The organism is Bradyrhizobium sp. CIAT3101 (genome assembly GCF_029714945.1).
GTDB lineage: Bacteria > Pseudomonadota > Alphaproteobacteria > Rhizobiales > Xanthobacteraceae > Bradyrhizobium.
This window is the reverse complement of the sequence record NZ_CP121634.1, coordinates 4,099,840-4,122,271: the sequence shown is the minus strand read 5'-3', so window position 1 is coordinate 4,122,271 and position 22,432 is coordinate 4,099,840. Positions and strand designations below refer to the sequence as shown.

The following is a 22,432-nucleotide window of genomic DNA, read 5'->3' as shown; positions in this document are numbered from 1 at the left end:
CTGACGACAGCGGGCAACGAGGAACGAACTACGGGAAGCTTCGCAAAACTCAAAAATCCGTAAGTCGTACAGAAAAGCGCACGATAAACAATTCAGGCGGCAAACCGGGCCTTGATTGCTCGAGCGGTTTGAAGACGTTCGACCTCGGCCTGTCTGGTTGGCTTTCCTTTGGCTGGCACACCCCAGTAACGATCGTATGTGCTCCTAAAGGCAATCTGCCCACCAAGCTCACCCGCAACGTCAAGATCGAGAGCTCGTTTAATCACGCCGTCCTTTCCGAGCCCCTTCTCTACGCGCCCCCCGGAGACGCTGGCGACCAGAATATTCGCCATCGCGATGGCACGTCGGTCGTCGTCGTTGTCCGGCACCTTTCGACCCGCGATCCTTTCGAGGTCGTCAATCTCGTGCTGGCCAGCAATCGATGGCTGAAGAAGCGATTCCGATTCAGAGCACTCATTTGAGCTCATCGCCGCAACAACTGGCAACGTGGAAAGACCGCTCGAGGCGCCCCCCATATTTGATCTGACGGTAGGCGCTACCACTCCAAGAAGATTGAGTTGATACCGGCAATAGAACATCAGATCGTCAGCACTGACAGCGGTGCCAAGCAAGCGTGTTTTCTGCGGATTCCAGTGAACTACCTGATTGTTTTCGAGCCTTGCTCGCCTCCAAAATGATTCATCTCCGTCGCTTCGTAGAAGGCCTTTGCAAGACCGCCACCGCACGCAGCCTGATCTCATGATGTTCAAGAATAGGCCTTCCACAAAGCTCATCGGCGCGCCCGGGCCGATGGCCGCCCCGAGGTAGTCCAATGCCGTGCCAATCCCCCAAGCCAACTCAGATTGATCGTTACCTTTTGCCTGCGCTTGCTCGCTCAACATGTCTGCCTCCACATGGCGGACCACATGGTAACGCGAGGCAACCGAGTGTGGTGCTCGGCTTGTCGGCTGGCCGGCCTAGCCCCGCGGATAAAGGCGACGCAACTGCATCGCCTCGCCCACGCACTTTCCAATTGGAAACGCATCGTACGCTGTTTGGGAAAACATCCCGGTCTGTCCGCACCGCCGCGGACCAATTGAGGCAGCGCCTCGCTACACGAGAGCCATCGCTCTCATCACGCGCGCCTCTGAATGCTCGAGCCGAGCACCCGCACCGTGCATAGGGGACATCATACGGGAGAATTCTTCACAAAGCCATTCGCTTTCAACAGCGGGAATTGGCTTTGCGATCCCGCTCCGGTTGAGCGCACCCTAAAATCACTTCTGACGGGGGAGTGTGTGGCTATCGATCCAAGGCTCAATTGAGCCTTCTCGCGCCAGCGTTCAGCCGACTCTGCAAGCTTTCGATAATTTGGGCTTACCGGCACCCAAGCTATGATCGCTTTGTAGCGTGCGGAAATTCGATCACCTCGCCACTTTCGACGTCGACGGCCTTAAGGGCTGGCCGCTTTGCCACTGCAAGGTTGTGGAGCTCTGCAACAGGACGAAAGAAGCCTGGCTCCAGGCCCGCGATCTGCTCAATCTCTTTTTCGGGAAGATTCAGTGCAGCTTTGATGGCCGCCTTGCTAGTGCCGAGTTCAACAACAACCCGCATGCCGCGGCGGATCATCCTCGGCCGTTCGATTGGCATCTCAGAGGGACCATCGAAAGGCTCTTGCAGCGGTCCACGCCATCCACGCCTGGCCAAATTTCGATAGAGAATGCTCCGTTCTTCTCCATCAATCATTCCGAGATCAAACGCACGGTAAATCATGGCGGCAATTGAAATTCCCCACCGCTTCTTAAGTGCGCAAAAATAATCGAGGGTCGGGCGACTCACCTCAAAACGAAACGCCTCTCTCGGGAACAAGAAGGCACCTGCGAAACGGTGAGCCTGCTGTTCGATCTGCTTATTTAGGAGTGGATCCCGCAATTGCTGGAAAGTCACGCCTCGGTGAAGCACAATGTGGCCGAGCTCGTGAGCAACGTCATACCGAGCCCGAGCGGCACTGATGTGCAGCGAGTTGATGCCGACGAACGGTCGCCCCAAGGACTCCGAATGAAAACAAAAGCCGTCCTGCTTTTCAGAAGTAATTTCTAGATTTACGACAGGAATTCCCGCGTTCTCCAAGGCCAGGCATGCATCGGGGATCGGCAGATCCCGAAGCTTCCAATGCTTCCTTAGCGTCTCGGCCGCCGCTTCGATCGTTGCAGACGTGATCGCTCGGAAGTCTGGCAACTTCAAATCGGGCAGGTCCAAGACGGGAAAATTCACTTCCCGCTCAAGATATGAGAAGAGCTCGCACATCCAAATCATGCGCTGCTCAGTCATTTCGCGCGCGTATTTGGTTTCCGCCGAACGCGAGCGCCAATGGACAATTTGCGGCCGTTCTGCCCACTCCGGCTGGAGAAAGAACTCAAGAGGAAAATTCAGATGCCTAGCAATCGCGACCGCCCGATCGTGTTGAGGCTTGTCGATGTCATCCTCATAGCGCGAGATCGCAGTCCCGGTAACACCGAGCATATCTCCAAGTGCATTCATGAAGAGGCCTCGAGCAAGCCTCGCCTCACGAAGGCGTTTTCCTCTGAAAGCTTGCAGTCCAACAGGCATTAACCGAATTCCGCTTTATCGTTGCGCCGCTTCGGCGTAACTCTCACATGGTCTTCCTGGGCGATCTCAATGTCCCGATCGGCTTCATTTGGCAAGACGCGACCAAACATTGCGATTGTCTGAAGGTCCAATCGCGTGGTCCAGTGCGAGTATGCGGCATCGGGAATAGCAAGCATCGCCCTGCCGAGCGCTTTGTCCTGCCGGCTAAACCTCGGGCCTGCGGCTCCATGCAAAAGGACTGCGAGCACGCAACCACTCCAATCACGGATCCGATGCGGCTGATCTCCAAGATCGAGCTCGAGTTGTCGAACAAAACCGTGCACGTCCGACAGTTCGATCTTATAGTCAGCAACGGCGGGATGATCATCCAAGGTCAAGATCGGCTCCTGGATCAAGATTACCCGGCCAATCTTCGCGAGCAGCTTGTATTGACCATTGCACGCAAGGCGACGTTCTTCGAACGGAATCCCGTGTTGCTGACATGCTCGAGCAATCGCGCGTTTTGCACAATCAGCTCTGCGTCGATTGAACTCTTCCTCTCTAGAATGGTCGAGCTGGGCGGAATCGTTCGCGAGTTCCTCGTAAAGCCCGTCGTATTGCCATCCCAACTCGACAGCAATTTTCTCCACAAAGTCAGGATCGAGATCGCGAAGGAGAATATTCCGCGCTCGCTCAATAGACGGCTGATCCAATGCCTGCCCCTTAGGTGGCTACGCTACTGAAGTGCATCGTCCTTTTTCTATAAAAAATCAAGTATGAACGTGCCTATAACGTTATATCTAAGCGATATCAGGACGTTACCGAGAAACGAGGTTCATCCGATTACCCGCGCGTCATTCCAAAGCGGGCGAATCAGGGCCTCCCCACGACGTAGGACGGAACGATTGGAGAGACGGTGTGTATTAATGCGTTGACCACCCGCTCCATACGTGTGTACAAATACGTATGAAATCGGCTGACCTTATCAAAGCTCTGAACGCCGACGGATGGGAACAGGTTGCCCAGAAAGGCAGCCACATTCAATTCAAACACCCGACCAAGAAGGGCCGCGTCACGGTCCCTCATCCGAAGCGGGACATTCCGATTGGGACGCTGAAGAACATCGAGAAGCAAGCCAACCTGAAACTGAAATGACACCGCATAGAGAGGGCCACCGGCCCACCCAAGGAGGGGAACTCACATGCGATACTATATTGCACTGATCCATAAAGACGCGGACAGCGACTATGGTGTTTCGTTTCCTGATCTTCCCGGCGTGATCACCGCCGGCACGGATCTGGACGATGCGCGCGCTATGGCCGCAGAAGCCCTGGCCCTTCATCTGGAAGGTATGGCAGCAGACGGCGAAGCTGTACCTGAGCCCTCCTCTCTCGAGGAGATAATGGCGAACACTGAGAACAGAGACGGCGTTGCAGTGCTCATTCCCGCGCCTGCAGAAGATGTGAAGAGCGTGCGAGTAAACATCACTCTTCCGGCCGACGTTCTGAGCGAGATCGATCACTATGCCGAACAGCACGGCTTCACTCGATCCGGCTTTCTTGCACAAGCCGCCAAGAAAGCGATTGCGGCCTGATCAAGCCGCCTCGGGGTGCTATCGCCCCGACTGGTACGACCTCCTAGGAGAGGCGATGTGCCATCTCGGGCAGACACCTGCCCGATTCACTTTTTGCCCAGCGCAATCTCGACGAGCCGTCGAATAGCCTCCGGACGTCCAGGCAAATCAGCTTGTTTGCGGCGCCAGTCATCGATTGCCTTAAGCGCAATGGCAGACATCCGCACGTTGATAGCCTCGCTCTCGACCGGCGGCCGGCCTCTTTTTGATTTTTTAGCGCTACTTATTGTTGACTTCATGATTTTATGGTGCCATAAAATCGCGAGTCGAACAAGTGCTGGAACACCTGCTCGACTCTAACCATCGAGCACGAGGTAAGTCATGCCGAAGGCTGATTCCGACGATAGCACGACTCCGTCTGGAGACACTGCTTCTTCCAAGAAGAAGAAGGTTGCCAGCTCACGCAAGACGCCTCCGAATGAAGCCACCGGCAAGCGAAAGCCGGCCAACCAGACGGAGCATAGTTCAATGAGTAAGACAGCCACGGCCAAGGCCAACCCGACCGCCCTCGCCCTGCAATCGTCGCAGCCACTTGTCGGCAGGCGACAGATCATGAAGAGAGCCACGACAACAATCGACCCGATCTTCGGTTTGCTCGAGCTCTACGGAAAGCAGGCCGTCGCCGAAGGTCGGGCTAGGTATGCCATCGACTGTTTTGATGAAAGCCTTCCCGCACCACACCATCGTCAACCCCGCGTCACGCTGGCGCTAGACAAATTTGCGATCAGCGCCGCCGAAATCGACGCCTTCTTCGACGAAACCCCTGAATTCGCCCAGCACATTGCGGATACTTGGATTGGCGCAAACTCGCGAGAAGAGCATCACAAACAGCTTCAACTAGATGTCGAAGGTTTCCAACGCGTGTGGTCCTCTCTTTCTTACGAGCAGGCGCGCGATGAATATGCTGCCGCGCAAGCCGCTGAGCACGAAACCTTGCAAGAGATCGAACGGGCGGTGCCTATCACTGTAGAAGGGTGCGCCGCTCTGGCGAGTTTCCTCCTTTCGATCATCACGGAAGGAGGCGTTGAGGACGACACACTCGGCGCCTCCCACTGCAACAATCTCCTCAGGGCGCTGACCAGGCTCTCGAGGCGGCCGGTCCCCGACGTGGTCGGCTATTACCATTCCAATTACAGCTTCGACTAGAGACGACGGCCGCCGTCAAGTACGGCGGCCCCCTCTGACTTTCGATAACCCTCAATTATCAGAACGGACAACGCGATGACTACCGAGCTCATCGTGCAGACCATGAGTCTGCCTACTGTCATGGAAGAGTTGCGCGAGCGTGCCGGCGAGTACGTCAAAAACGCTCACTCGAAGAACACGCAACGCGCCTACAAGACCGACTGGGAGCATTTTGAAGCCTGGTGCGCGGCGCACGACCGCGCTTCCTTTCCGGCCGCCCTCTTCGAGACGATCGTACCTTACCTCACTGCCCATGCTGGCGCGCTCAAGGTGTCGACGCTGCTCCGGCGCTTGACCGCCATCCGGGTCATCCACAGGGCCCGCGGCTCCCAGATCGAGACCTCGGACGAGCGATTTCGCGTCTTCTGGCAGGGGCTGCGCAATAAGCATCGCGTGCGGGCGACGAAGAAGGCGCCTTTGATGTCACCTGATTTGCGAAGGGCCATCCAAGCGCTGCCCACGACGCTGCAGGGCCATCGAGACCGCGCTCTCTTGTTGGTCGGCTTTGCCGCTGGCCTCCGTCGATCTGAACTGGCCGGGCTGTGGATTGCTCAATGTGCGGAGGCCCCCGGTTGGATAGAGGAGACGCCTGACGGCCTCGTAGTGCAGTTGGCAACCTCGAAGACGAACCAGGAGGGCGAAGAGGAAGCGATCGGTATTCCTTTCGGTAGAGACGAGGCCGTTTGCCCCGTACGAGCCTATAGAGCATGGCTCGCCGTCTCAGGCATCACGCAAGGGCCGATCTTCCGACCGATCAGTCGGCATGGCAGGATGGCTGCCAACGCGATCACCGGCGCGGGCGTAGCCCTTGTTGTGAAGCGAGTGGTCGGAAACACGGCTTTGGCCGAGGGGCTGAGCGCCGAAAAGGCTTATGCTCTAGCCAACACCTTCTCCGGCCATTCGCTCAGATCCGGACTGGCAACATCGGCGGCCAAGAACGGCGCGCCCGGACACGCGATACAGCGGCAACTGCGCCACAAGTCTTTCACGACGACGCTCGAATACATCCGTATCGGCTCGCTCTTCGAGGGCAACGCGGCAAGTTTCGCTCTGGTTTAGCTCGGCATTGCCCCCGCTTATGCTATGTCAATGTCGTACGAGTTCCGGCCACGACTTACGCATTTTTGCGATCTAGCCGCCTTCTCGTAGTCAGGAGCGACCGCGGTTGTTCGCGGTTGCAAGGGATCACCTCCCAAGCAGCATTTGAACTGTATCGAGGCACTCTCGTGACAGAAAAGCGCTGTCTCACAAAACAAGAGGCCGCTGATTATTGCGGCTGTAAGACGTTGGCTGCGTTCGATAGCTGGCTTCAGAAGGGAATCGTTCCAAAGGCGATCCAGGGTACCAACAGATGGGACCGGAAGGCTCTCGATGCCGCTCTGGACCGCGCCTCCGGGCTTGTGACAGATTTCGAGACCGAGCTTACCCCCTACCAGCGCTGGAAGGCCGAGAATGCGCGGAAGACCCAAGCCGCCTGACAAGCCCCTGAAGCTGAAGGGCGTCCATCGCGTCAAGAAGCGGCAGAAGGATGGATCGATCAAGGTCCACCTCTACCACCGGGCGACTGGCCTGCCGCTTGATGAAGCCCGGCTCGCCGAGAGCTATGCCACGGCCGAGAAGGCGATGCGCACACGCGGCGCAGACACCGTGGTGCAGCTGATCCGCCACTTCGACCAATCCGCCTACTTCGATAACCTGAGCGAAGAGCATCGGCGCCAGTATGTCTGGAAGCTGAAGCGGATCGAGGCGCGCTGGGGCAGCTGTCCCGCAGCCACGTTCAACGACGCCGACGATGCGCTGGCGTTTCGCAAGGACGCGCTGGCCTGGCACAACGAACTGGGCAAGGACTCGCCGCGATCGGCCGACAATCTGGTCGCAGCTCTCGCGCGCGTGCTGTCCTATGCGAAGGAAAAGGCAGTTATCAAGTTTAACCCACTCGACACGTTCGGGCGGCTCTACAAGAGCCACCGATCGGATCTGACTTGGCCGGAGCAGTTGCAGCAGCAGTTCATCCAAACCGCGCGGCCGGCCATGGCAACAGCGATGATCATGGTTCGCAACACTGCGATGCGCGCGAGCGATGTTCGCAAGTTTCCCTGGACACGCTATGACGGGCAGCGCGTGCAGATCCGCTCAACTAAGACCGGCAAGCTTCTCTGGATTCCGGCCACCCGCGAGCTAAAGGCACATCTGGACGCGCTGAAGGAAACCAAGGCCGGCGCTTTGGTCATGCTGACGCCGACCGGCAAGGCCTACGCGAAGCGTTATTTCAACGAGCACTGGCGCGAGGACTGCAACAAGCTCGACGTCATCAATGCCGAAGCGATCGCCGCCGACCCGGACTTCGTCAAAACCGCCGATCTCAACTTTCACGACAACCGCGGCACGGCCGCGACGCTACTCGCCGAGGCTGGCGCGACGGCTCCCGAGATTGCCGAGGCGTTGTGCTGGAGCGTCGACAAGGCGCAGAAGGTGATTGATCTTTATCTCGCGCGCCGCGGAGTGCTAGCGGCGAATGCGATCGCGAAGCTCGAGGAATATCGCGATAAGCGCCGTTGAAGTTGCTTTGCCATCAATCGGCAAAGAACAGGCCGGCTTCCTGCGCGGCCGTATAGGTGACGAGCTTCGTCTTGAAGATGTCGATGCCGCGGCCTTGAAAACTGACCGGTGACCCGTCCTTGTTCGCCGGAAGGAGATCGTAGGCGAAATAGGTGTGATGCGCGGTCCCGCTGCTGTCGAGATATCGCACACAGCCGATCAGCGTCACGACAACGTCGTCGGTCTTCTTCCAGCCCGGTCTCGGATGCTCATCAAGATATTGGTTGAGCACGAAGAATTCCGAGTTCTGCACCGTCTCCTGATCGGGAAACAGGCTTAAATAGGGCGTCCAAGACGTCGGATCGTCGCGGCAAAGCGACCGTTGCTGCGCAACCATCGGCGCCGTGCGTGAGCCGCCGGAGACTTGCCGGGTGTCGTAAAGCTCCTTGGATATCCATGCGAATTGTGCCGGGGAATGGCCGATGTTGCGCAGCTTCAGCGGGACGCGAAGGACTGTGTTGTTGCCATCATAACCAAACGACAGCTCGAACGATTTTGCGGACGGCTCTGCCGTGATCCACGGTCGATTGGCCAAGCGCGCCTCGGCGAATTGCCCCTGCGTCGCGAGATAAGCCTGGTAGGCGACGTAGGCTGCCGCGCCGCCGATCAGCGACGTCAGGACCGTATTGGCGATGGTGGACCATGCGACCCAGCGGCCCATGGGATCGGGACGGGGCTCCGGTGACGGCGCGGCTTCCGTCTTCGACAGAGGCCGCCATTCGCGCCGCAAGGCTGGTTTCAGCTCGGACTTCACGGGACTCCTGACATCGTCGTGTGCGCAGGACCACGCGGACAGCGATGCACGCGATCAAGTGAAGGGCAATGATTCGCGTTGATACCGCGCCAACAGTAGCCGCCCACAACACTGGAGCAACGCGCGCTGTCTAGAAACGATCACAGAACAGAATTGTAAACCGCTTGTAAACGGGTGGTCCGATGTAAACCGACCGCCTCCAAGCGACATTGTAAACATTGAGTAAAATGGTCGGAGCGAGAGGATTTGAACCTCCGACCCCTAGTCTCCCAGACTAGTGCGCTAACCGGGCTGCGCCACGCTCCGAACGTCGTTCCATTAGCTAGGATCGCTGCTTTGCGCAAGGCGACCGGCACCATTTTGGTGTCTTCGCCGAAAGCCCCCGGAATGGACCACCAAGTGGACCAAAAGGCCGGTCAGGCGTCCTTCATCGCCTGATCGAGCATGTCCTTGCAGGCGACGAGGTCGGCAAGCACCCGTTCCAGCCGCTCCCGGTCCAGCGCGCTGGGGCCGGCCGGCGCGGCAGGGGAGCCGCCCTTGCGGAAGGTGGTGAGGATCTCCTCGTCGTCGACCTCCGTGAAGCGGAAGTCGATGCCCTCCTCTTCGTCGCCCTGGTAGTCGTCATCGTCGGCATCGGTGATGCCCTTGATGGGCGGCTCGTCGTCCGGCTCCATCAGGCTCGCGCCGATGGCGTCCTCGATCGCCCCGAACGAGACCGCGGCCGAGCCGTCGGCGAGGCCCTGCACCGACTTGACGCCGTGCTCTTTCAGGATCCGCTGCACCCCGCGGATGGTGTAGCCCTCTCCGTAGAGCAGACGGCGGATGCCCTTGAGCAGATCGACGTCGTCGGGGCGGTAGTAGCGGCGGCCGCCGCTGCGCTTCATCGGCTTGATCTGGGAGAATCGCGTCTCCCAGAACCGCAGCACGTGCTGCGGAATGTCGAGTTCCTGCGCTACTTCGCTGATGGTTCGGAACGCATCCGGCGCCTTGTCCAAATGCCAAATCCTTTCCGAAGACGGTTAGGCCTCGGGTTGAGCCTTGCTGGCATCGCCATTGGTGCGGTGCTGGGAATTGATCCGCTGCTTCAGGATCGCCGACGGCTTGAACACCATCACCCGGCGCGGCGAGATCGGCACCTCGGTGCCGGTCTTCGGATTACGACCGATACGCTGACCCTTCTTCCGGACCATGAAGGAGCCGAACGAGGACAGCTTCACCGTCTCGCCCTTCTCAAGGCAGTCGGTGATCTCCTTCAGCACGAGTTCCACGAAGGCGGACGATTCCGTGCGCGACAGACCCACCTTCTGGTAGACGGCCTCGCAGAGATCAACACGCGTTACGGTTTTACTTGTATCGGTCATCGCCCTGCCCCACATCACGGCGAACAATTGTTGTCTGAAATTATGAACTTACGTTACGGCGGTCAACACCGTTCATCAATGCAGACGCATTGATAATCGCGGCTGATTCGGGCAAAATTTTACCGACTGTGGCTTACCAGCGCACCAGCGCGGAGCCCCAGGTGAAGCCGCCGCCCATTGCCTCCAGCAGAACCATGTCGCCGCGCTTGATGCGGCCGTCCTTGCGCGCCACCGACAGCGCCAGCGGAATCGAGGCGGCGGAGGTATTGCCGTGACGATCCACCGTCAGCACCACCTTCTCCGGCGCGATATGGAGCTTGTGGGCGGAGGCGTCGATGATTCGCTTGTTGGCCTGATGCGGCACGAACCAGTCGATGCTGTCGGCATTGAGCCCGGTCGCCTCGAAGGCGTCGACGATCACGTCGGTGATCATGCCGACCGCATGCTTGAAGACCTCGCGGCCCTCCATGCGCAGATGGCCGACGGTCTGGGTCGAGGACGGTCCACCGTCGACGAACAGCTTTGCCTTGTGGCGGCCGTCGGAGCGCAGATGCGAGGTCACGATGCCGCGGTCGGTTGCGGCCTGGCCCGGCTGCTCCTGCGCGTCCAGCACGACTGCGCCGGCGCCGTCGCCGAACAGCACGCAGGTGCCGCGGTCGTTCCAGTCGAGGATGCGCGAGAAGGTCTCGGCGCCGATCACCAGCGCACGCTTGTAGGCGCCGGTACGCAGGAAATTATCGGCGGTCGCCAGCGCGAACACGAAGCCCGAGCACACTGCCTGGAGGTCGAAGGCCGCGCCGTGATTGATGCCGAGCGCGTGCTGCACGGCAACCGCGGTCGCAGGGAACGTGTTGTCCGGCGTCGAGGTTGCGAGCACGATCAGCTCGATCGACTGCGCATCAACGCCGGCGTCGGCGAGCGCTGCCTGTGCCGCCTTGATCGCAAGATGCGAGGTGAACTCGCCGTCGGCCGCAATGTGCCGCTCGCGAATGCCGGTGCGCTGCACGATCCACTCGTCGGAGGTGTCGATGCGCGCCGCCAACTGGGCATTGGTCACCACCTGCTCCGGCAAGTAAGAGCCGCAGCCCAGCACGACCGAACGAATCTTGGTCACGAAACATCCTCCGGCGCGGTTGGCGCGGAACTGAGCGCGCCCCCATCGCGGTTGAGCATCTGATTGATCTTGTTCAGAAGATCGAATTTGGCCATCTCATAACCAACATCGATCGCATAGGCAAAGCCTTCGGCGTTGATGCCGCCATGGCTCTTGACCACAAGCCCGTTCAGCCCGAGCAGCACGCCACCATTCGACTTGTTCGGGTCCATCTTGTCCCGCAGGGCCTGGAAGGCATTGCGGGCAAAGAGATAGCCGAGCCTGGACAGCCAGCTCCGCTGAATCTCGTCACGAAGTAAATCCGCCATCTGGCGCGCGGTTCCCTCGGCAGCCTTGAGCGCGATGTTGCCGCTGTACCCTTCGGTCACAATCACATCGGCCATTCCCTTGCCGATACCGTCGCCCTCGACGAAGCCGATATAGTCGAGCTCGGGCAGGTTCCGCGCACGCAGCATCTCGCCGGCTTCGCGGATCTCCTCGTGCCCCTTGACCTCCTCGGTCCCGATATTGAGCAGGCCGACCGTGGGGCGCTTCTTGTTGAACAGCACGCTCGCCTTGGCCGCGCCCATGACCGCCATCGACACCAGATGGTGCGCATCGCCGCCGATGGTGGCGCCGAGGTCGAGCACGACGGACGAGCCGCGCTTGGTCGGCCAGATCGCGGAGATGGCCGGCCGGTCGATGCCCGGCAGCGTGCGCAGATGGAATCGCGACATTGCCATTAGCGCGCCGGTATTGCCGGCGGAGACCGCGACATCGGCCTCGCCTTTCTTCACGGCGTCGATGGCAAGCCACATCGAGGAGGTCTTGCGGCCGCGCCGCAGCGCCTGGCTCGGCTTGTCCGAGCCGCTGACGGCAATTTCGGTATGGATGATCCGGGAGGCGGCCTTGAGCCTGGGATGGCGATCGAGCTCGGGCTCGATTCTGGCGCGGTCCCCGACCAGCAGGAACTCGGTCTCGGGATGCCGGCCGAGCGAGATGGCCGCGCCTGGTATGACGACAGGGGCGCCGACGTCGCCCCCCATGGCGTCAAGCGCGATACGAACCTTGCTTGGCATCAAAATCCCGGAAACCTGGTCTGGCGCGGTCGTCGATCAGCGGGGCCGCGGAATGGGCTCGCCATGGACATGGCGACCGGCCGAGCGCCACGCCGCGCCCGAACCGGGCGGACAATAGCGTTTTGTTATCCCGAAACAACCTCTTGCCCCCAGCCTTTTGGATTGAGGGCGATCCGCTGGCGGATGCTCGAATTGGCAATAAAACAATAAAAATCAAAGAGGTAGGACGGCCTTTCAAACCAGTCCGGCAAACACCTCACGCCCCATCACACAGCGGTCTTACGGGGAATGCCCAGCTATTTGCCTTTCTTCTTGCCCCGCTTGTTGTCCTGGAGTGCCTTCAGCGCCGCGAACGGATGATCCTCGGGATCGAGTGCGGTGACCTCCGCCTCGAACACGGCCCCCGGTTTGCGGGGGTAAGGGTCGATCGCCAGGAACACCGCGTCGGTCGCGATACGGCCGAGGTCGATGATCCCGTTGACGATGGCCTCCGGCGGATCGGCAACCTCCGGGGGTTCCTCGTTGTCCTCGCCTTCCTCGATCAGGTCAGCCAGCCGCCGCGCCTCGGCCTCGGGCGCAAAGGTCAGATCGACCTCCTCGTCGATGTCGCTCTCCATCGGATCGAGCGTGACCACGCAGGTCTGGCCGATCCGAGCGCGGACCCGGCCCGTGACCTGGAGCCGGCCGCCGCTCTTGGGCACGACGTCGAGGTCGGCATGGGCCGACAGGACCTCACGCACGCCCGCGAGATCGGCCATGGCCTGACGCTCGGCCGCCGATGCTTCGAGCTCACGATGCAAGCCGGTATCCGGAATATGCGCCACCATCACGGGCACGCGCCAGGGATCAGGTTCGGATCCGGTCATCGGTCGATTCATGACGTTCCATCCTCCCGAAGCGGTGCGGGAAATTTGAAGGATCCGCGCAGCAGCGCGGCATCTTCGGTCTGGCCGAGATCAGCATCCGCCGCCACCGCGTAGGCCGCCAGCCGCCGTGCGTGATCCGTCCCGGCGCCATTCAAAATATTCTTGCAGATTGCCTGCGCCAGCGCCTCGGCGCCCGTATCGATCGCCTGGTCGTAAGCCTGGACGCGGCCGTAAAAGGCCTCGCCGAAGGCCCGCATCCGCTTCGGGACGGTCTGATCGCCGATGCCCATCTCGCGCAGATTGTCGTCCATGTCCTCGCAGAAGCGGTCGAACAGGGCCTGCGACAGCTCCACCCCGCCCTGGGCGACAGTCCGCAGCCGCCGCAGCAACAGCCAGAGGTGCAGCAGCAACAGGTCAAAACGGCCATTAACCGTATCAGGCACGCCCAAGTCCCGGTAAAATATGGGTTCTCGCGCCTGCGTCACGATCATGCCATAGATGGCCTCAATGGTGCCGGCCGGGGCTAGCCGGGGTTTCCTGAAGTGATTGAACGGCCAAAGCATTGTGGTTTCCGCAAGCGGGCGCGCGCGAGTTGCATTCAGAGCCTCCGCCCGGTACTTCAGCGCCTCGCGCGACGCAAGGGGACGGAATCAGTTCCACTATGACGATAACGAACCAGACCAGCCTGCGCGCAGACAAGCGGCGCGGCCTTCATGCACGCTGGCGCGGCTTGCGCATGCTCGCGGCCGTGGCTCTGGTCGGTGGCGCCCTTGCGGGATGCACCGGCGAGCAGTTCCAGAAGGGCTACATCCTGCCCCCCGGCGCGCTCGAGCAGATTCCAATCGGTGCGAGCCAGGATCAGGTGCTGATCGTGATGGGCACGCCCTCCACGGTCGCGACGCTGGACGGTGAGGTGTTCTACTACATCTCGCAGCGCTCGGAGCGCATGGTCGCCTTCATGAACCAGAAGGTGGTCGACCAGCGCGTCATCGCCGTCTATTTCGACAAGAACCGGCGCGTGCGCAGGCTTGCGAATTACGGCCTGCAGGACGGCAAGATCTTCGACTCCATCAGCCGGACCACGCCGACCTCGGGTCAGGAGATGAGCTACCTCGCGCCGCTGTTCAAGCTGCTCAGCTTTAACTGAGGCTCAACCCTGCGGCGTCGTGCCGCCCTTGGCGCGGCACCTGCGGGCGCGCGCGACTTGCCGTTGCACGCCGGGTTCCATACGCTCTCTGCAAAACAAGAAGCAGGGAGTGGATTCGTGCCCAATCAACTTCAGAACAAGATTCTGTCCCGCCGCCGCGTGCTCGCCGGCGCCGCCGGCCTCTCGGCCGCAGCCATCCTGCCGCGATCGAGCCTTGCGGACTGGAAGCCGACCGAGAACATCCGTGTGATCGTGCCGGCTGCGGCCGGCGGCTCGACCGACGTCATGGGACGGTTGCTCGCAGCCCATCTCCAGTCCGCCTGGGGCCAGACCGCGGTCGTGGAGAATCGATCGGGCGGCGGCGGCACGATCGGCACGGCCGAAGTGGTTCGCTCCAAGGCCGACGGCCACACCATCCTGATCGGCAACCCCGGGCCGAACGCGATCGCCTACAGCATTTTCAAGAACCTCAGCTACAAGCCGGACCAGCTCCAGCCGGTCTCCAACATGATCCGGATTCCGAACATCGTCTCGGCGCATCCGAAGACCGGCATCAAATCGGTCGCCGAGCTGATCGCGTATCTGAAGGCCAATCCGGACAAGCTCAGCTACGCCTCCTCCGGCGTCGGCCAGAGCCCTCACCTCACCGGCGCCTGGTTCCTCCAGCTCACCGGGCTGAAGATGACGCACATCCCGTTCCGCGGTGCCGGGCCCGCGCTTCAAGCCGCGCTTGCCGGCGACATCCAGATCCTGTTCGACAATCTCTATCCGAGCCTGCCGCAGGTTCAGAACGGCACGCTCAACGGCCTTTGCGTGACCACGACCGAGCGGAGCGATCTCGCGCCGAACCTGCCGACCATGCGCGAGAGCGCGCCGGAGCTTGCGAACTTCGATGTGTCGTCATGGTTCTCGGTGTTTCTGCCGAAGGCCGTCCCTGCTCCCGTGCTGGAAGCGCTCAATCTCCAGGTCAAGGCGATGCTCGAGCGCGACGACATGAAGAAGCAGATCGCCGCCATGGGCGCCCGCGCCGACTACGGCACGCCGCAGCAATTCGCGGACTTCGTGGACGCCGAGACGAAGAAATTCGCCGGCATCATCCAGAAGGAAGGCCTGCAGATGGATGTGCAGTAGCTTCGCGCCGCGATTCCGTAGGGCGGATTAGCGCAGCGTAATCCGCCACCACTCGGGCCGCAAAGAAAGCGGATTACGCTGCGCTAATCCGCCCTACACACCGTCGCCAGAAAACAAAAACCCCGCGGCTCACGCCGCGGGGTTTTATCTTGTGTCATCGACGGATCAGTGCGCCAGAATCGCCAGCAGCAGCAACGCCACGATGTTGGTGATCTTGATCATCGGGTTCACCGCGGGGCCCGCGGTGTCCTTGTAGGGATCGCCGACGGTGTCGCCGGTCACGGCCGACTTGTGGGCATCAGAGCCTTTGCCGCCGAAATGACCGTCCTCGATGTACTTCTTGGCGTTGTCCCAGGCGCCGCCGCCCGAGGTCATCGAGATCGCGACGAACAGGCCCGTCACGATCACGCCGAGCAGCATGGCGCCGACGGCCGAGAACGCCGCCGACTTGCCGGCCACGCCGCCGCCTGCGATCGCGTAGATCACGAAGTAGACCACGATCGGCGACAGCACGGGAAGCAGCGAGGGGATGATCATCTCCTTGATCGCCGCGCGGGTGAGCAGGTCGACCGCCTTGCCGTAGTCCGGCTTGTCGGTGCCCTGCATGATGCCCGGCTTCTCGCGGAACTGACGACGTACCTCCTCGACGATCGCGCCGGCTGCACGGCCCACGGCCGTCATGCCCATCGCGCCGAACAGGTACGGCAGCAGGCCACCGAACAAGAGGCCCACCACGACGTACGGATTGTTCAGCGAGAAGTCCGGATTGACCCCGGCGAAGTAGGGATGCTGCGCGGAATCCGCAACGAAGAACTTGAGGTCCTGGTTGTAGGCCGCGAACAGCACCAGCGCGCCGAGACCGGCGGAGCCGATCGCGTAGCCCTTGGTCACTGCCTTCGTGGTGTTGCCGACCGCGTCGAGTGCGTCGGTCGACTTGCGCACTTCTTTCGGCAGGCCCGCCATCTCAGCGATACCGCCGGCGTTGTCCGTCACCGGGCCGAACGCATCGAGGGCGACGACCATGCCGGCCAGCGCCAGCATGGTGGCGGTCGCGATCGCGATGCCGAACAGACCGGCCAGGCTGTAGGTGACGAGGATGCCGGCGATGATGACGATCGCGGGCAGCGCGGTCGCTTCCATCGAGACGGCGAGGCCCTGGATCACGTTGGTGCCGTGACCGGTCACCGAGGCCTGGGCGATCGACTTCACCGGACGATAGTCCGTGCCGGTGTAGTACTCGGTGATCCAGATGATCAGCGCGGTGACGATGAGGCCGACCACGCCGCACTCGAACAGCGCCATGCCGGTGAAGTCAACGCCGTCGAGCTTGCCGAAGCCGATCAGGTAGTAGATCACGCCAGCGATGCCGATCAGCGACAGAACGCCGGTTGCGATCAGGCCCTTGTAGAGCGCGCCCATGATCGACTGGCTCGGCCCGAGCTTCACGAAGAAGGTGCCGATGATCGAGGTGATGATGCAGATGCCGCCGATGGCGAGCGGCAGCGTCATCATGCTGGAGAGGATCGGCGTCTTGGCGAAGAAGATCGCCGCGAGCACCATGGTGGCGACCGCGGTCACCGCATAGGTCTCGAATAGATCGGCGGCCATGCCGGCGCAGTCGCCGACGTTGTCACCGACGTTGTCGGCGATCGTTGCCGGGTTGCGCGGATCGTCCTCCGGGATACCCGCTTCGACCTTGCCGACGAGATCGCCGCCGACGTCCGCACCCTTGGTGAAGATGCCGCCGCCGAGACGGGCGAAGATCGAGATCAGCGAGGCGCCGAAGCCGAGCGCCACCATGGCGTCGACCACGGTGCGGCTATCGGGCGCGAGCTTCAGCGAGTGGACCAGGAAGCCGAAATAGAGGGTCACGCCAAGCAGCGCGAGACCCGCCACCAGCATGCCAGTGATCGCGCCCGCCTTGAAGGCGAGTTCGAGGCCACCGGCGAGCGACGTCGTCGCGGCCTGGGCGGTACGCACGTTGGCGCGGACCGAGACGTTCATGCCGATGAAGCCGGCCGCCCCCGACAGGATGGCGCCGATCAAGAAGCCGATCGCGACATAAAGGCCAAGGAAATAGGCAAGCAGCACGAAGATGACGATGCCGACGATGCCGATCGTGGTGTACTGGCGCCGGAGATACGCTTGTGCGCCTTCACGCACAGCTCCCGCGATCTCCTGCATGCGCGGTGACCCCGCATCTGCACTCAACACCGAAGACGTCGCCCAAATCGCGTAGACGACGGAAAGCACTCCGCAGAGCACTATCAACCATAATGCTGTCATGTGATTTTTGCCTCAGATCCTTGATGTACGTACCCCCGGTGCCTTTTGTTTTTCCGTCAAGCGGTGCGGCACCCTTATGTTGAACAGGGCCGCCCCTTGCACGAAGGGGTGGCCCTAGTCGGTCACAAGCTTGCCAAAATCAAATTGAGGGTGCAACGCCGGATGAGGCCAAAAAAGCCGATCTCGGCAAGTATTTAGACCTAATCCCGAGCGGCTGGCCGCCGGCCTGGCGCATTTCCTAGAAGTGGCTGTAGGACAGGCGCTTCAAGGCCAACTCCTGACCCTGCCCGTCAAGGAAGCGCGGCCGCTCAAGGCCCGCGACGATGGTGCCGATCGCCGTGACGGCCAGACCCGCCGCCCGCCCCGCTTCCATCAGTGCATCGCTCTGTGCCGGCGACACCGTGCACAGCACCTCGTAATCGTCGCCCCCGGCAAGCAGCGTCTCAACGCAAATGGCGTTGCGGGCGACCAGGTCTGCCGCCGCGGCCGAGAGCGGCACGCTCGCCACGTTGACCGTGGCGGAGACACCGGATGCTGCACAGAGTTTGGTCAGGTCGCCGGCGAGCCCGTCGGAGACGTCCATCGCCGCCGTCGCGTGATCACGCACGGCCTGCGCCAGCACGTTGCGCGGCTGAGGGATCCGATAGCGCGAGATCAGCGCTTCTCTTGCTGCCGGATCGGAGGTCAGCGCCGTGGCCGCCGCGCCGCCGGTCAGCATATCGAGGCCGAGCGCGGCATCGCCGATCGTCCCCGTCACGAGGATAACATCGCCCGGCTTGGCACCGGTGCGGCCGACCATCCGCCCCTTCGGCACACGGCCGAAGGCGGTGATCGAGATCATCTGCGGTCCCGGCGTCGACACCGTGTCGCCGCCGAGCAGCGGGCAGGTAAAGGTCTTGGCGTCCTCGCCCAGCGCATCGGCGAACGGCCTGAGCCAGGCGTCTTCCTTGCTCCGCAGCGCCAGCGTCAGCACGAATCCGGCGGGCGCAGCTCCCTTGGCGGCGAGATCGGACAGGTTCACCCGCAGCGCCTTGCGCGCGATGGTGTCGGGGGGATCGGTGGCAAGATAATGCACGCCCTCAACCACGGCGTCGGTGGTGACGACGATATCGTCGCCCGACGAGGACAGGATCGCGGCATCGTCGACCAGGGCGAACGCGCCGGGATCAGTCGCCAGCGGCTTGAAATAGCGCGCGATCAGGGCGTCTTCGGCGGAGGCTTGGTTTTTGTCCTGCGTCACGATAGCAGACCCGTCATCCTGAGGTGCGAGCCCTTGCGAGCCTCGAAGGATGCACGGCCGAGGTGCAGCCCAGTGGCACGCCGCCGCCCTTCGAGGCCTCCGCTTCGCTCCGGCACCTCAGGGTGACGGCTACGGCGGAAGTCGTCGTCTCAATTACCCCCGCCCGAACTCATCACCGCGAAACTGGCGGCCGATCTGGTCGAGCACCGCGTTGACCATGCCGGTCTCCTCGCGGTCGACGAAAGCGTTGGCGACGTCGACATATTCGGAGACCACAACACGGCCCGGCACGTCCTTGCGGTGCTGGAGCTCATAGGCTCCTGCCCGCAGCACCGCGCGCAGGATCGCCTCGATCCGCTTCAGCGGCCATCCCTTCGACAACGCCTCGTCGATCAGAGGATCGAGCTTCTTCTGGTCGCGAACGACACCGGAGACGACGTCGCGGAAGAATGCCGCTTCCGCCGGCAGGTAAGTATCGCCTTCGACCTCGTTGCCGAGCCAGTGGCTCTCGAACTCCGCAAAGATGTCGTTGATGCCGGCACCGGCGATATCCATCTGGTAGAGCGCCTGGACGGCCGCGAGCCGCGCCGCACCGCGCCGGTTCGCTTTCTTCTCCGCTGGTCCCGCCGGTTTTTTCGCGTCAACCATGGCTCAGGCCCGCGCCAGACGGCGTTTGATGCGCAGCATAGCAAGCGCTGCGCGCGCGGCATCGCCGCCCTTGTTGAGCTCGCTGGCGCGCGCCCGCGCCCAGGCCTGGTCCTCGTTGTTGACGGTGAGGATGCCGTTGCCGAGCGGCAGCTTGCGCGCCACCGCAAGGTCCATCAGCGCGCGGGAGGATTCCTGCGAGACGATCTCGAAATGAATGGTGTCGCCGCGGATCACGCAGCCGAGCGCGATCACGGCGTCATAGGGCTTGCCGTTGGCCGCAGCCGCATCGACCGCGATCGCAATCGCCGCCGGAATCTCCAGCGCGCCGGGAACCGTGATGACGTCATGGGTCAGGCCCGCCGCCTTCAACTCGGTGACCGCGCCGTCGAGGAGCGCGTCCTGGAGATCGTCATAGAACCGCGCCTCGACAATCAGCGCACGTGCGCCGGAGATGTCGGTCTGGTCCTTCAGGGGTGCGCGCCGCGCGTCTGCCATCGTCTCAATCCGTTTCGTGAAGTCGTCTTTTGGTCGGTTTCTTGGTCGGTCTCTTGGGTCGCCGCGTTATGTAGTCGCCGCAGGCGGGTAAGCCAAGTTTTAAACCGTCATTTCCGTCAGCCGCGCCGCATAGCGGGCCATCAAATCGACCTCGATATTAACCTCGGTCCCCGCCTTCCAGCCGCCGATGGTCGTGACATCAAGCGTATGCGGGATGATCAGTACCGAAAAGGTCACGTCCTTCACGGTATTGACCGTGAGCGAGACACCGTCGAGCGTGATGGAGCCCTTGGTGGCGATGAAGCGCGCCAGCTCCCGCGTGGCGGAGAGCTCGAATCGCGCCATATCGGGCAGGTCCTCGCGGCTGACGATGGTTGCGATGCCGTCGGCATGGCCGGCGACGATGTGGCCGCCGAGTTCGTCGCCGATCTTGAGCGCACGCTCGAGATTGAGCTTCGTGCCCAGCTTCCAGTGCTTTGCCGTCGTCAGCGCCAGCGTCTCGGCCGCCGCATCGACGTCATACCAGGTTTTGCCGTCTGCGACGCCGGAAGCAACCACAGTGAGGCACACACCGTTGCTGGCGATCGAGGCGCCGTCAGCGATGGTGGTCTGATCGTAGCTGCAAGCGATACGCAGGCGGTGCAACTGCCCCTGTGCCACGGGCTTGAAGCTGACGATCTCGCCGATATCGGTGACAATGCCGGTGAACATGTTAGGCGCGCTCGTAGATGGTGAGAGTATCGTGATCGAATGTCTCGCTAGCATGAACCTTGTAGGCCTGCGACTGCGTGATTTTCGACAGGGGCAATGCATCGAGCGCATCGACCCCGCCGGCGCCGACCTCTTCCGCTCCGCGGAACAGCCAGATCTCGTCGACGAGGTCGGCGGAGACGAACGATGCCGCCAAACGGCTGCCGCCCTCGACCATCAGGCGCGTGATGCCCTTCTCGGCGAGCGCATGCAGCACGGCGGTAAGATCGAGCCCGGATGCGCCTCCCGGTGGCATGCGCATGATTTGCGCACCGGCGGCGCCAAGCCGCGTGGCGGCCGCAGCCTCGGCGAGCTCCGAGCCGATCACCCAGACCGGCGTCTCGCGCGCGGAGCGCACGAGCTGGCTCGAGGCCGGGATGCGCAAATTCTGGTCGAGCACGACGCGCACCGGAGAACGCGCGTCCATACCCGGCAGGCGGCAGTTGAGCTGCGGATCATCCGCCAGCACCGTACCGATACCGACCAGGATGGCGTCGCTCGAGGCGCGGAGCAGATGCACGCGGTTGCGCACGGCTTCGCCGGTAATTGCGAGCGGCTTGCCACCGGCGGCGCCGATCTTGTCGTCGGGCGAGACCGCGAGCTTCAGGATCACATGCGGACGGTGATCGCGGATGCGGCGGAAATGGCCGGCGTGGTCGAACGCGGCCTCTGCCGCACACAGACCCACATCCACGGTGATGCCGGCCGCGCGCAAGCGCGCATGGCCCTGGCCTGCGACGTCCGGATTGGGATCCTCGATCGCTGCGACCACCCGCTTGATGCCGGCGGCGATCACCGCGTCGGCGCAAGGCGGCGACTTGCCGAAATGCGAGCAGGGTTCGAGCGTGACGTAGAGCGTCGCGCCGCGCGCGGCCTCACCAGCCCGTCGCAGTGCTTCAACTTCGGCATGCGGACGTCCACCGGGCTGGGTCCAGCCGCGGCCGACGATCACTCCGTCCTTGACGATGACGGCACCGACGGCAGGATTGGGCCAGGTGCGCCCCTGCCCGCGCCGGCCCAACGCCAGCGCAAGCTGCATGAACCGGCGATCGGAATCCTTCGTCTCACGGATCTTCTGGGCGAACTGATCCTCCAGGATGCGGAAGATCATTTGCGGATCGCGGCGAGCCGCGCTTCCTCCTCACCGGAGAGCTCGCCGAGCACCTCGGCGAAATCCTTGGCCTCGCGAAAATTGCGATAGACGGAGGCGAAGCGCACATAGGCGACGTCGTCGAGCGTGCGCAGATGCTCCATCACGGTCTCGCCGATCACCTCGGAGGAGATCTCGGCCTCGCCGCCCGTCTCGAGCTCGCGCACGATGGTGGAGACCATCTTTTCCACCCGCTCCGGCTCGACCGGCCGCTTGCGCAGACTGATCGACACCGAGCGCATCAGCTTGTCGCGGTCGAACGGCACGCGGCGGCCGTTGCGCTTGATCACCGTGAGCTCGCGCAATTGCACGCGCTCGAAGGTGGTGAAGCGGAATTCGCAGGCGACGCATACGCGCCGCCTGCGAATGACGGAGGAATCCTCGGTCGGACGCGAGTCCTTTACCTGCGTATCGAGACTGTTGCAGTTCGGGCAGCGCATCCGTGTAT

General features: G+C 62.1%; 25 protein-coding genes and 1 tRNA gene. 8 read left to right on the top strand and 18 right to left on the bottom strand.

The window, feature by feature from the left end:
• Positions 1-92: 92 nt before the first annotated feature.
• From QA645_RS19445 to QA645_RS19435, 3 genes are all read right to left on the bottom strand, one after another.
• Positions 93-881: a hypothetical protein gene (locus QA645_RS19445; protein ID WP_283052320.1), complete on the bottom strand. Its 789-nt coding sequence runs from the start codon at positions 879-881 to the stop codon at positions 93-95.
• 490 nt (positions 882-1,371) lie between these two features.
• On the bottom strand, positions 1,372-2,520 hold the full coding sequence (locus tag QA645_RS19440) for an ImmA/IrrE family metallo-endopeptidase (RefSeq protein WP_283052318.1): 1,149 nt from the start codon (positions 2,518-2,520) through the stop codon (positions 1,372-1,374).
• 68 nt (positions 2,521-2,588) lie between these two features.
• Positions 2,589-3,281, bottom strand: a complete 693-nt coding sequence (locus tag QA645_RS19435) for a hypothetical protein (protein WP_283052316.1) — start codon at positions 3,279-3,281, stop codon at positions 2,589-2,591.
• Positions 3,282-3,534: 253 nt separating this feature from the next.
• Here QA645_RS19435 and QA645_RS19430 point away from each other — a divergent pair, with 253 nt between their 5' ends.
• The 6 genes from QA645_RS19430 (at position 3,535) to QA645_RS19405 (ending at position 7,945) form a co-directional block, all read left to right on the top strand.
• A complete protein-coding gene (locus tag QA645_RS19430) occupies positions 3,535-3,723 on the top strand; it encodes a type II toxin-antitoxin system HicA family toxin (RefSeq protein ID WP_283052314.1) in 189 nt (62 codons plus the stop codon).
• Between the two features lie 46 nt (positions 3,724-3,769).
• On the top strand, positions 3,770-4,162 hold the full coding sequence (locus QA645_RS19425) for a type II toxin-antitoxin system HicB family antitoxin (RefSeq protein ID WP_283052313.1): 393 nt from the start codon (positions 3,770-3,772) through the stop codon (positions 4,160-4,162).
• Between the two features lie 360 nt (positions 4,163-4,522).
• Positions 4,523-5,347: a hypothetical protein gene (locus tag QA645_RS19420; protein WP_283052311.1), complete on the top strand. Its 825-nt coding sequence runs from the start codon at positions 4,523-4,525 to the stop codon at positions 5,345-5,347.
• A gap of 75 nt (positions 5,348-5,422) precedes the next feature.
• Positions 5,423-6,445, top strand: coding sequence for a site-specific integrase (locus QA645_RS19415; RefSeq protein ID WP_283052309.1), 1,023 nt, complete (start codon positions 5,423-5,425; stop codon positions 6,443-6,445).
• Between the two features lie 167 nt (positions 6,446-6,612).
• Positions 6,613-6,864, top strand: a complete 252-nt coding sequence (locus QA645_RS19410) for a hypothetical protein (RefSeq protein WP_283052307.1) — start codon at positions 6,613-6,615, stop codon at positions 6,862-6,864.
• A gap of 145 nt (positions 6,865-7,009) precedes the next feature.
• The gene (locus tag QA645_RS19405) at positions 7,010-7,945 is read left to right on the top strand and encodes an integrase (RefSeq protein WP_283052305.1); all 936 of its coding nucleotides are present in this window, start codon (positions 7,010-7,012) and stop codon (positions 7,943-7,945) included.
• A 13-nt stretch (positions 7,946-7,958) separates the two neighbouring features.
• Here the strand turns inward: QA645_RS19405 and QA645_RS19400 are convergent, their stop codons facing one another.
• The 8 genes from QA645_RS19400 to QA645_RS19365 form a co-directional block, all read right to left on the bottom strand.
• On the bottom strand, positions 7,959-8,738 hold the full coding sequence (locus QA645_RS19400; protein WP_283052304.1) for a hypothetical protein: 780 nt from the start codon (positions 8,736-8,738) through the stop codon (positions 7,959-7,961).
• A gap of 228 nt (positions 8,739-8,966) precedes the next feature.
• A tRNA-Pro gene (locus tag QA645_RS19395) sits at positions 8,967-9,044 on the bottom strand.
• 110 nt (positions 9,045-9,154) lie between these two features.
• Positions 9,155-9,733, bottom strand: coding sequence for a MerR family transcriptional regulator (locus QA645_RS19390; protein ID WP_283052302.1), 579 nt, complete (start codon positions 9,731-9,733; stop codon positions 9,155-9,157).
• A gap of 24 nt (positions 9,734-9,757) precedes the next feature.
• On the bottom strand, positions 9,758-10,099 hold the full coding sequence (locus tag QA645_RS19385; protein ID WP_187436991.1) for an integration host factor subunit alpha: 342 nt from the start codon (positions 10,097-10,099) through the stop codon (positions 9,758-9,760).
• A gap of 133 nt (positions 10,100-10,232) precedes the next feature.
• Positions 10,233-11,213 carry a beta-ketoacyl-ACP synthase III gene (locus QA645_RS19380; RefSeq protein ID WP_254131933.1) on the bottom strand — a complete coding sequence of 327 codons (981 nt, stop codon included), beginning with the start codon at positions 11,211-11,213 and terminating at the stop codon, positions 10,233-10,235.
• Positions 11,210-12,271 (bottom strand): phosphate acyltransferase PlsX, encoded by a 1,062-nt coding sequence (gene plsX, locus QA645_RS19375; protein WP_254131934.1) that lies wholly within the window; start codon positions 12,269-12,271, stop codon positions 11,210-11,212. The genes QA645_RS19380 and plsX overlap by 4 nt, the downstream gene beginning before the upstream one ends.
• A 296-nt stretch (positions 12,272-12,567) precedes the next feature.
• Positions 12,568-13,149: a DUF177 domain-containing protein gene (locus tag QA645_RS19370; protein ID WP_283052298.1), complete on the bottom strand. Its 582-nt coding sequence runs from the start codon at positions 13,147-13,149 to the stop codon at positions 12,568-12,570.
• Positions 13,146-13,700, bottom strand: a complete 555-nt coding sequence (locus QA645_RS19365; RefSeq protein WP_283052296.1) for a ubiquinol-cytochrome C chaperone family protein — start codon at positions 13,698-13,700, stop codon at positions 13,146-13,148. The genes QA645_RS19370 and QA645_RS19365 overlap by 4 nt, the downstream gene beginning before the upstream one ends.
• A gap of 98 nt (positions 13,701-13,798) precedes the next feature.
• Between QA645_RS19365 and QA645_RS19360 the strand changes: the two genes are divergently transcribed.
• Entirely contained in the window at positions 13,799-14,284 is a 486-nt protein-coding gene (locus QA645_RS19360; protein ID WP_254131937.1) for an outer membrane protein assembly factor BamE, read from the top strand.
• A 117-nt stretch (positions 14,285-14,401) separates the two neighbouring features.
• On the top strand, positions 14,402-15,415 hold the full coding sequence (locus QA645_RS19355; RefSeq protein ID WP_254131938.1) for a tripartite tricarboxylate transporter substrate binding protein: 1,014 nt from the start codon (positions 14,402-14,404) through the stop codon (positions 15,413-15,415).
• 165 nt (positions 15,416-15,580) lie between these two features.
• Here QA645_RS19355 and QA645_RS19350 read toward each other — a convergent pair whose 3' ends face one another.
• The 7 genes from QA645_RS19350 to nrdR all read right to left on the bottom strand — a co-directional run bounded on the left by QA645_RS19350 (position 15,581) and on the right by nrdR (position 22,424).
• Positions 15,581-17,701 (bottom strand): sodium-translocating pyrophosphatase, encoded by a 2,121-nt coding sequence (locus QA645_RS19350; protein ID WP_283052293.1) that lies wholly within the window; start codon positions 17,699-17,701, stop codon positions 15,581-15,583.
• A 238-nt stretch (positions 17,702-17,939) separates the two neighbouring features.
• Positions 17,940-18,941, bottom strand: a complete 1,002-nt coding sequence (thiL, locus tag QA645_RS19345) for a thiamine-phosphate kinase (RefSeq protein WP_283052292.1) — start codon at positions 18,939-18,941, stop codon at positions 17,940-17,942.
• A gap of 153 nt (positions 18,942-19,094) precedes the next feature.
• Complete coding sequence (gene nusB, locus QA645_RS19340; protein ID WP_254131941.1) at positions 19,095-19,589, bottom strand: transcription antitermination factor NusB; 495 nt, start codon at positions 19,587-19,589, stop codon at positions 19,095-19,097.
• A 3-nt stretch (positions 19,590-19,592) separates the two neighbouring features.
• Positions 19,593-20,084 (bottom strand): 6,7-dimethyl-8-ribityllumazine synthase, encoded by a 492-nt coding sequence (ribH, locus tag QA645_RS19335; RefSeq protein WP_283052290.1) that lies wholly within the window; start codon positions 20,082-20,084, stop codon positions 19,593-19,595.
• Between the two features lie 99 nt (positions 20,085-20,183).
• Positions 20,184-20,795, bottom strand: coding sequence for a riboflavin synthase (locus QA645_RS19330; protein WP_283052288.1), 612 nt, complete (start codon positions 20,793-20,795; stop codon positions 20,184-20,186).
• Position 20,796: 1 nt separating this feature from the next.
• On the bottom strand, positions 20,797-21,945 hold the full coding sequence (ribD, locus tag QA645_RS19325) for a bifunctional diaminohydroxyphosphoribosylaminopyrimidine deaminase/5-amino-6-(5-phosphoribosylamino)uracil reductase RibD (protein ID WP_283052286.1): 1,149 nt from the start codon (positions 21,943-21,945) through the stop codon (positions 20,797-20,799).
• A complete protein-coding gene (gene nrdR / locus QA645_RS19320) occupies positions 21,942-22,424 on the bottom strand; it encodes a transcriptional regulator NrdR (protein ID WP_063683081.1) in 483 nt (160 codons plus the stop codon). Before nrdR ends, ribD begins: the two co-directional genes overlap by 4 nt.
• Between the last annotated feature and the right edge of the window lie 8 nt (positions 22,425-22,432).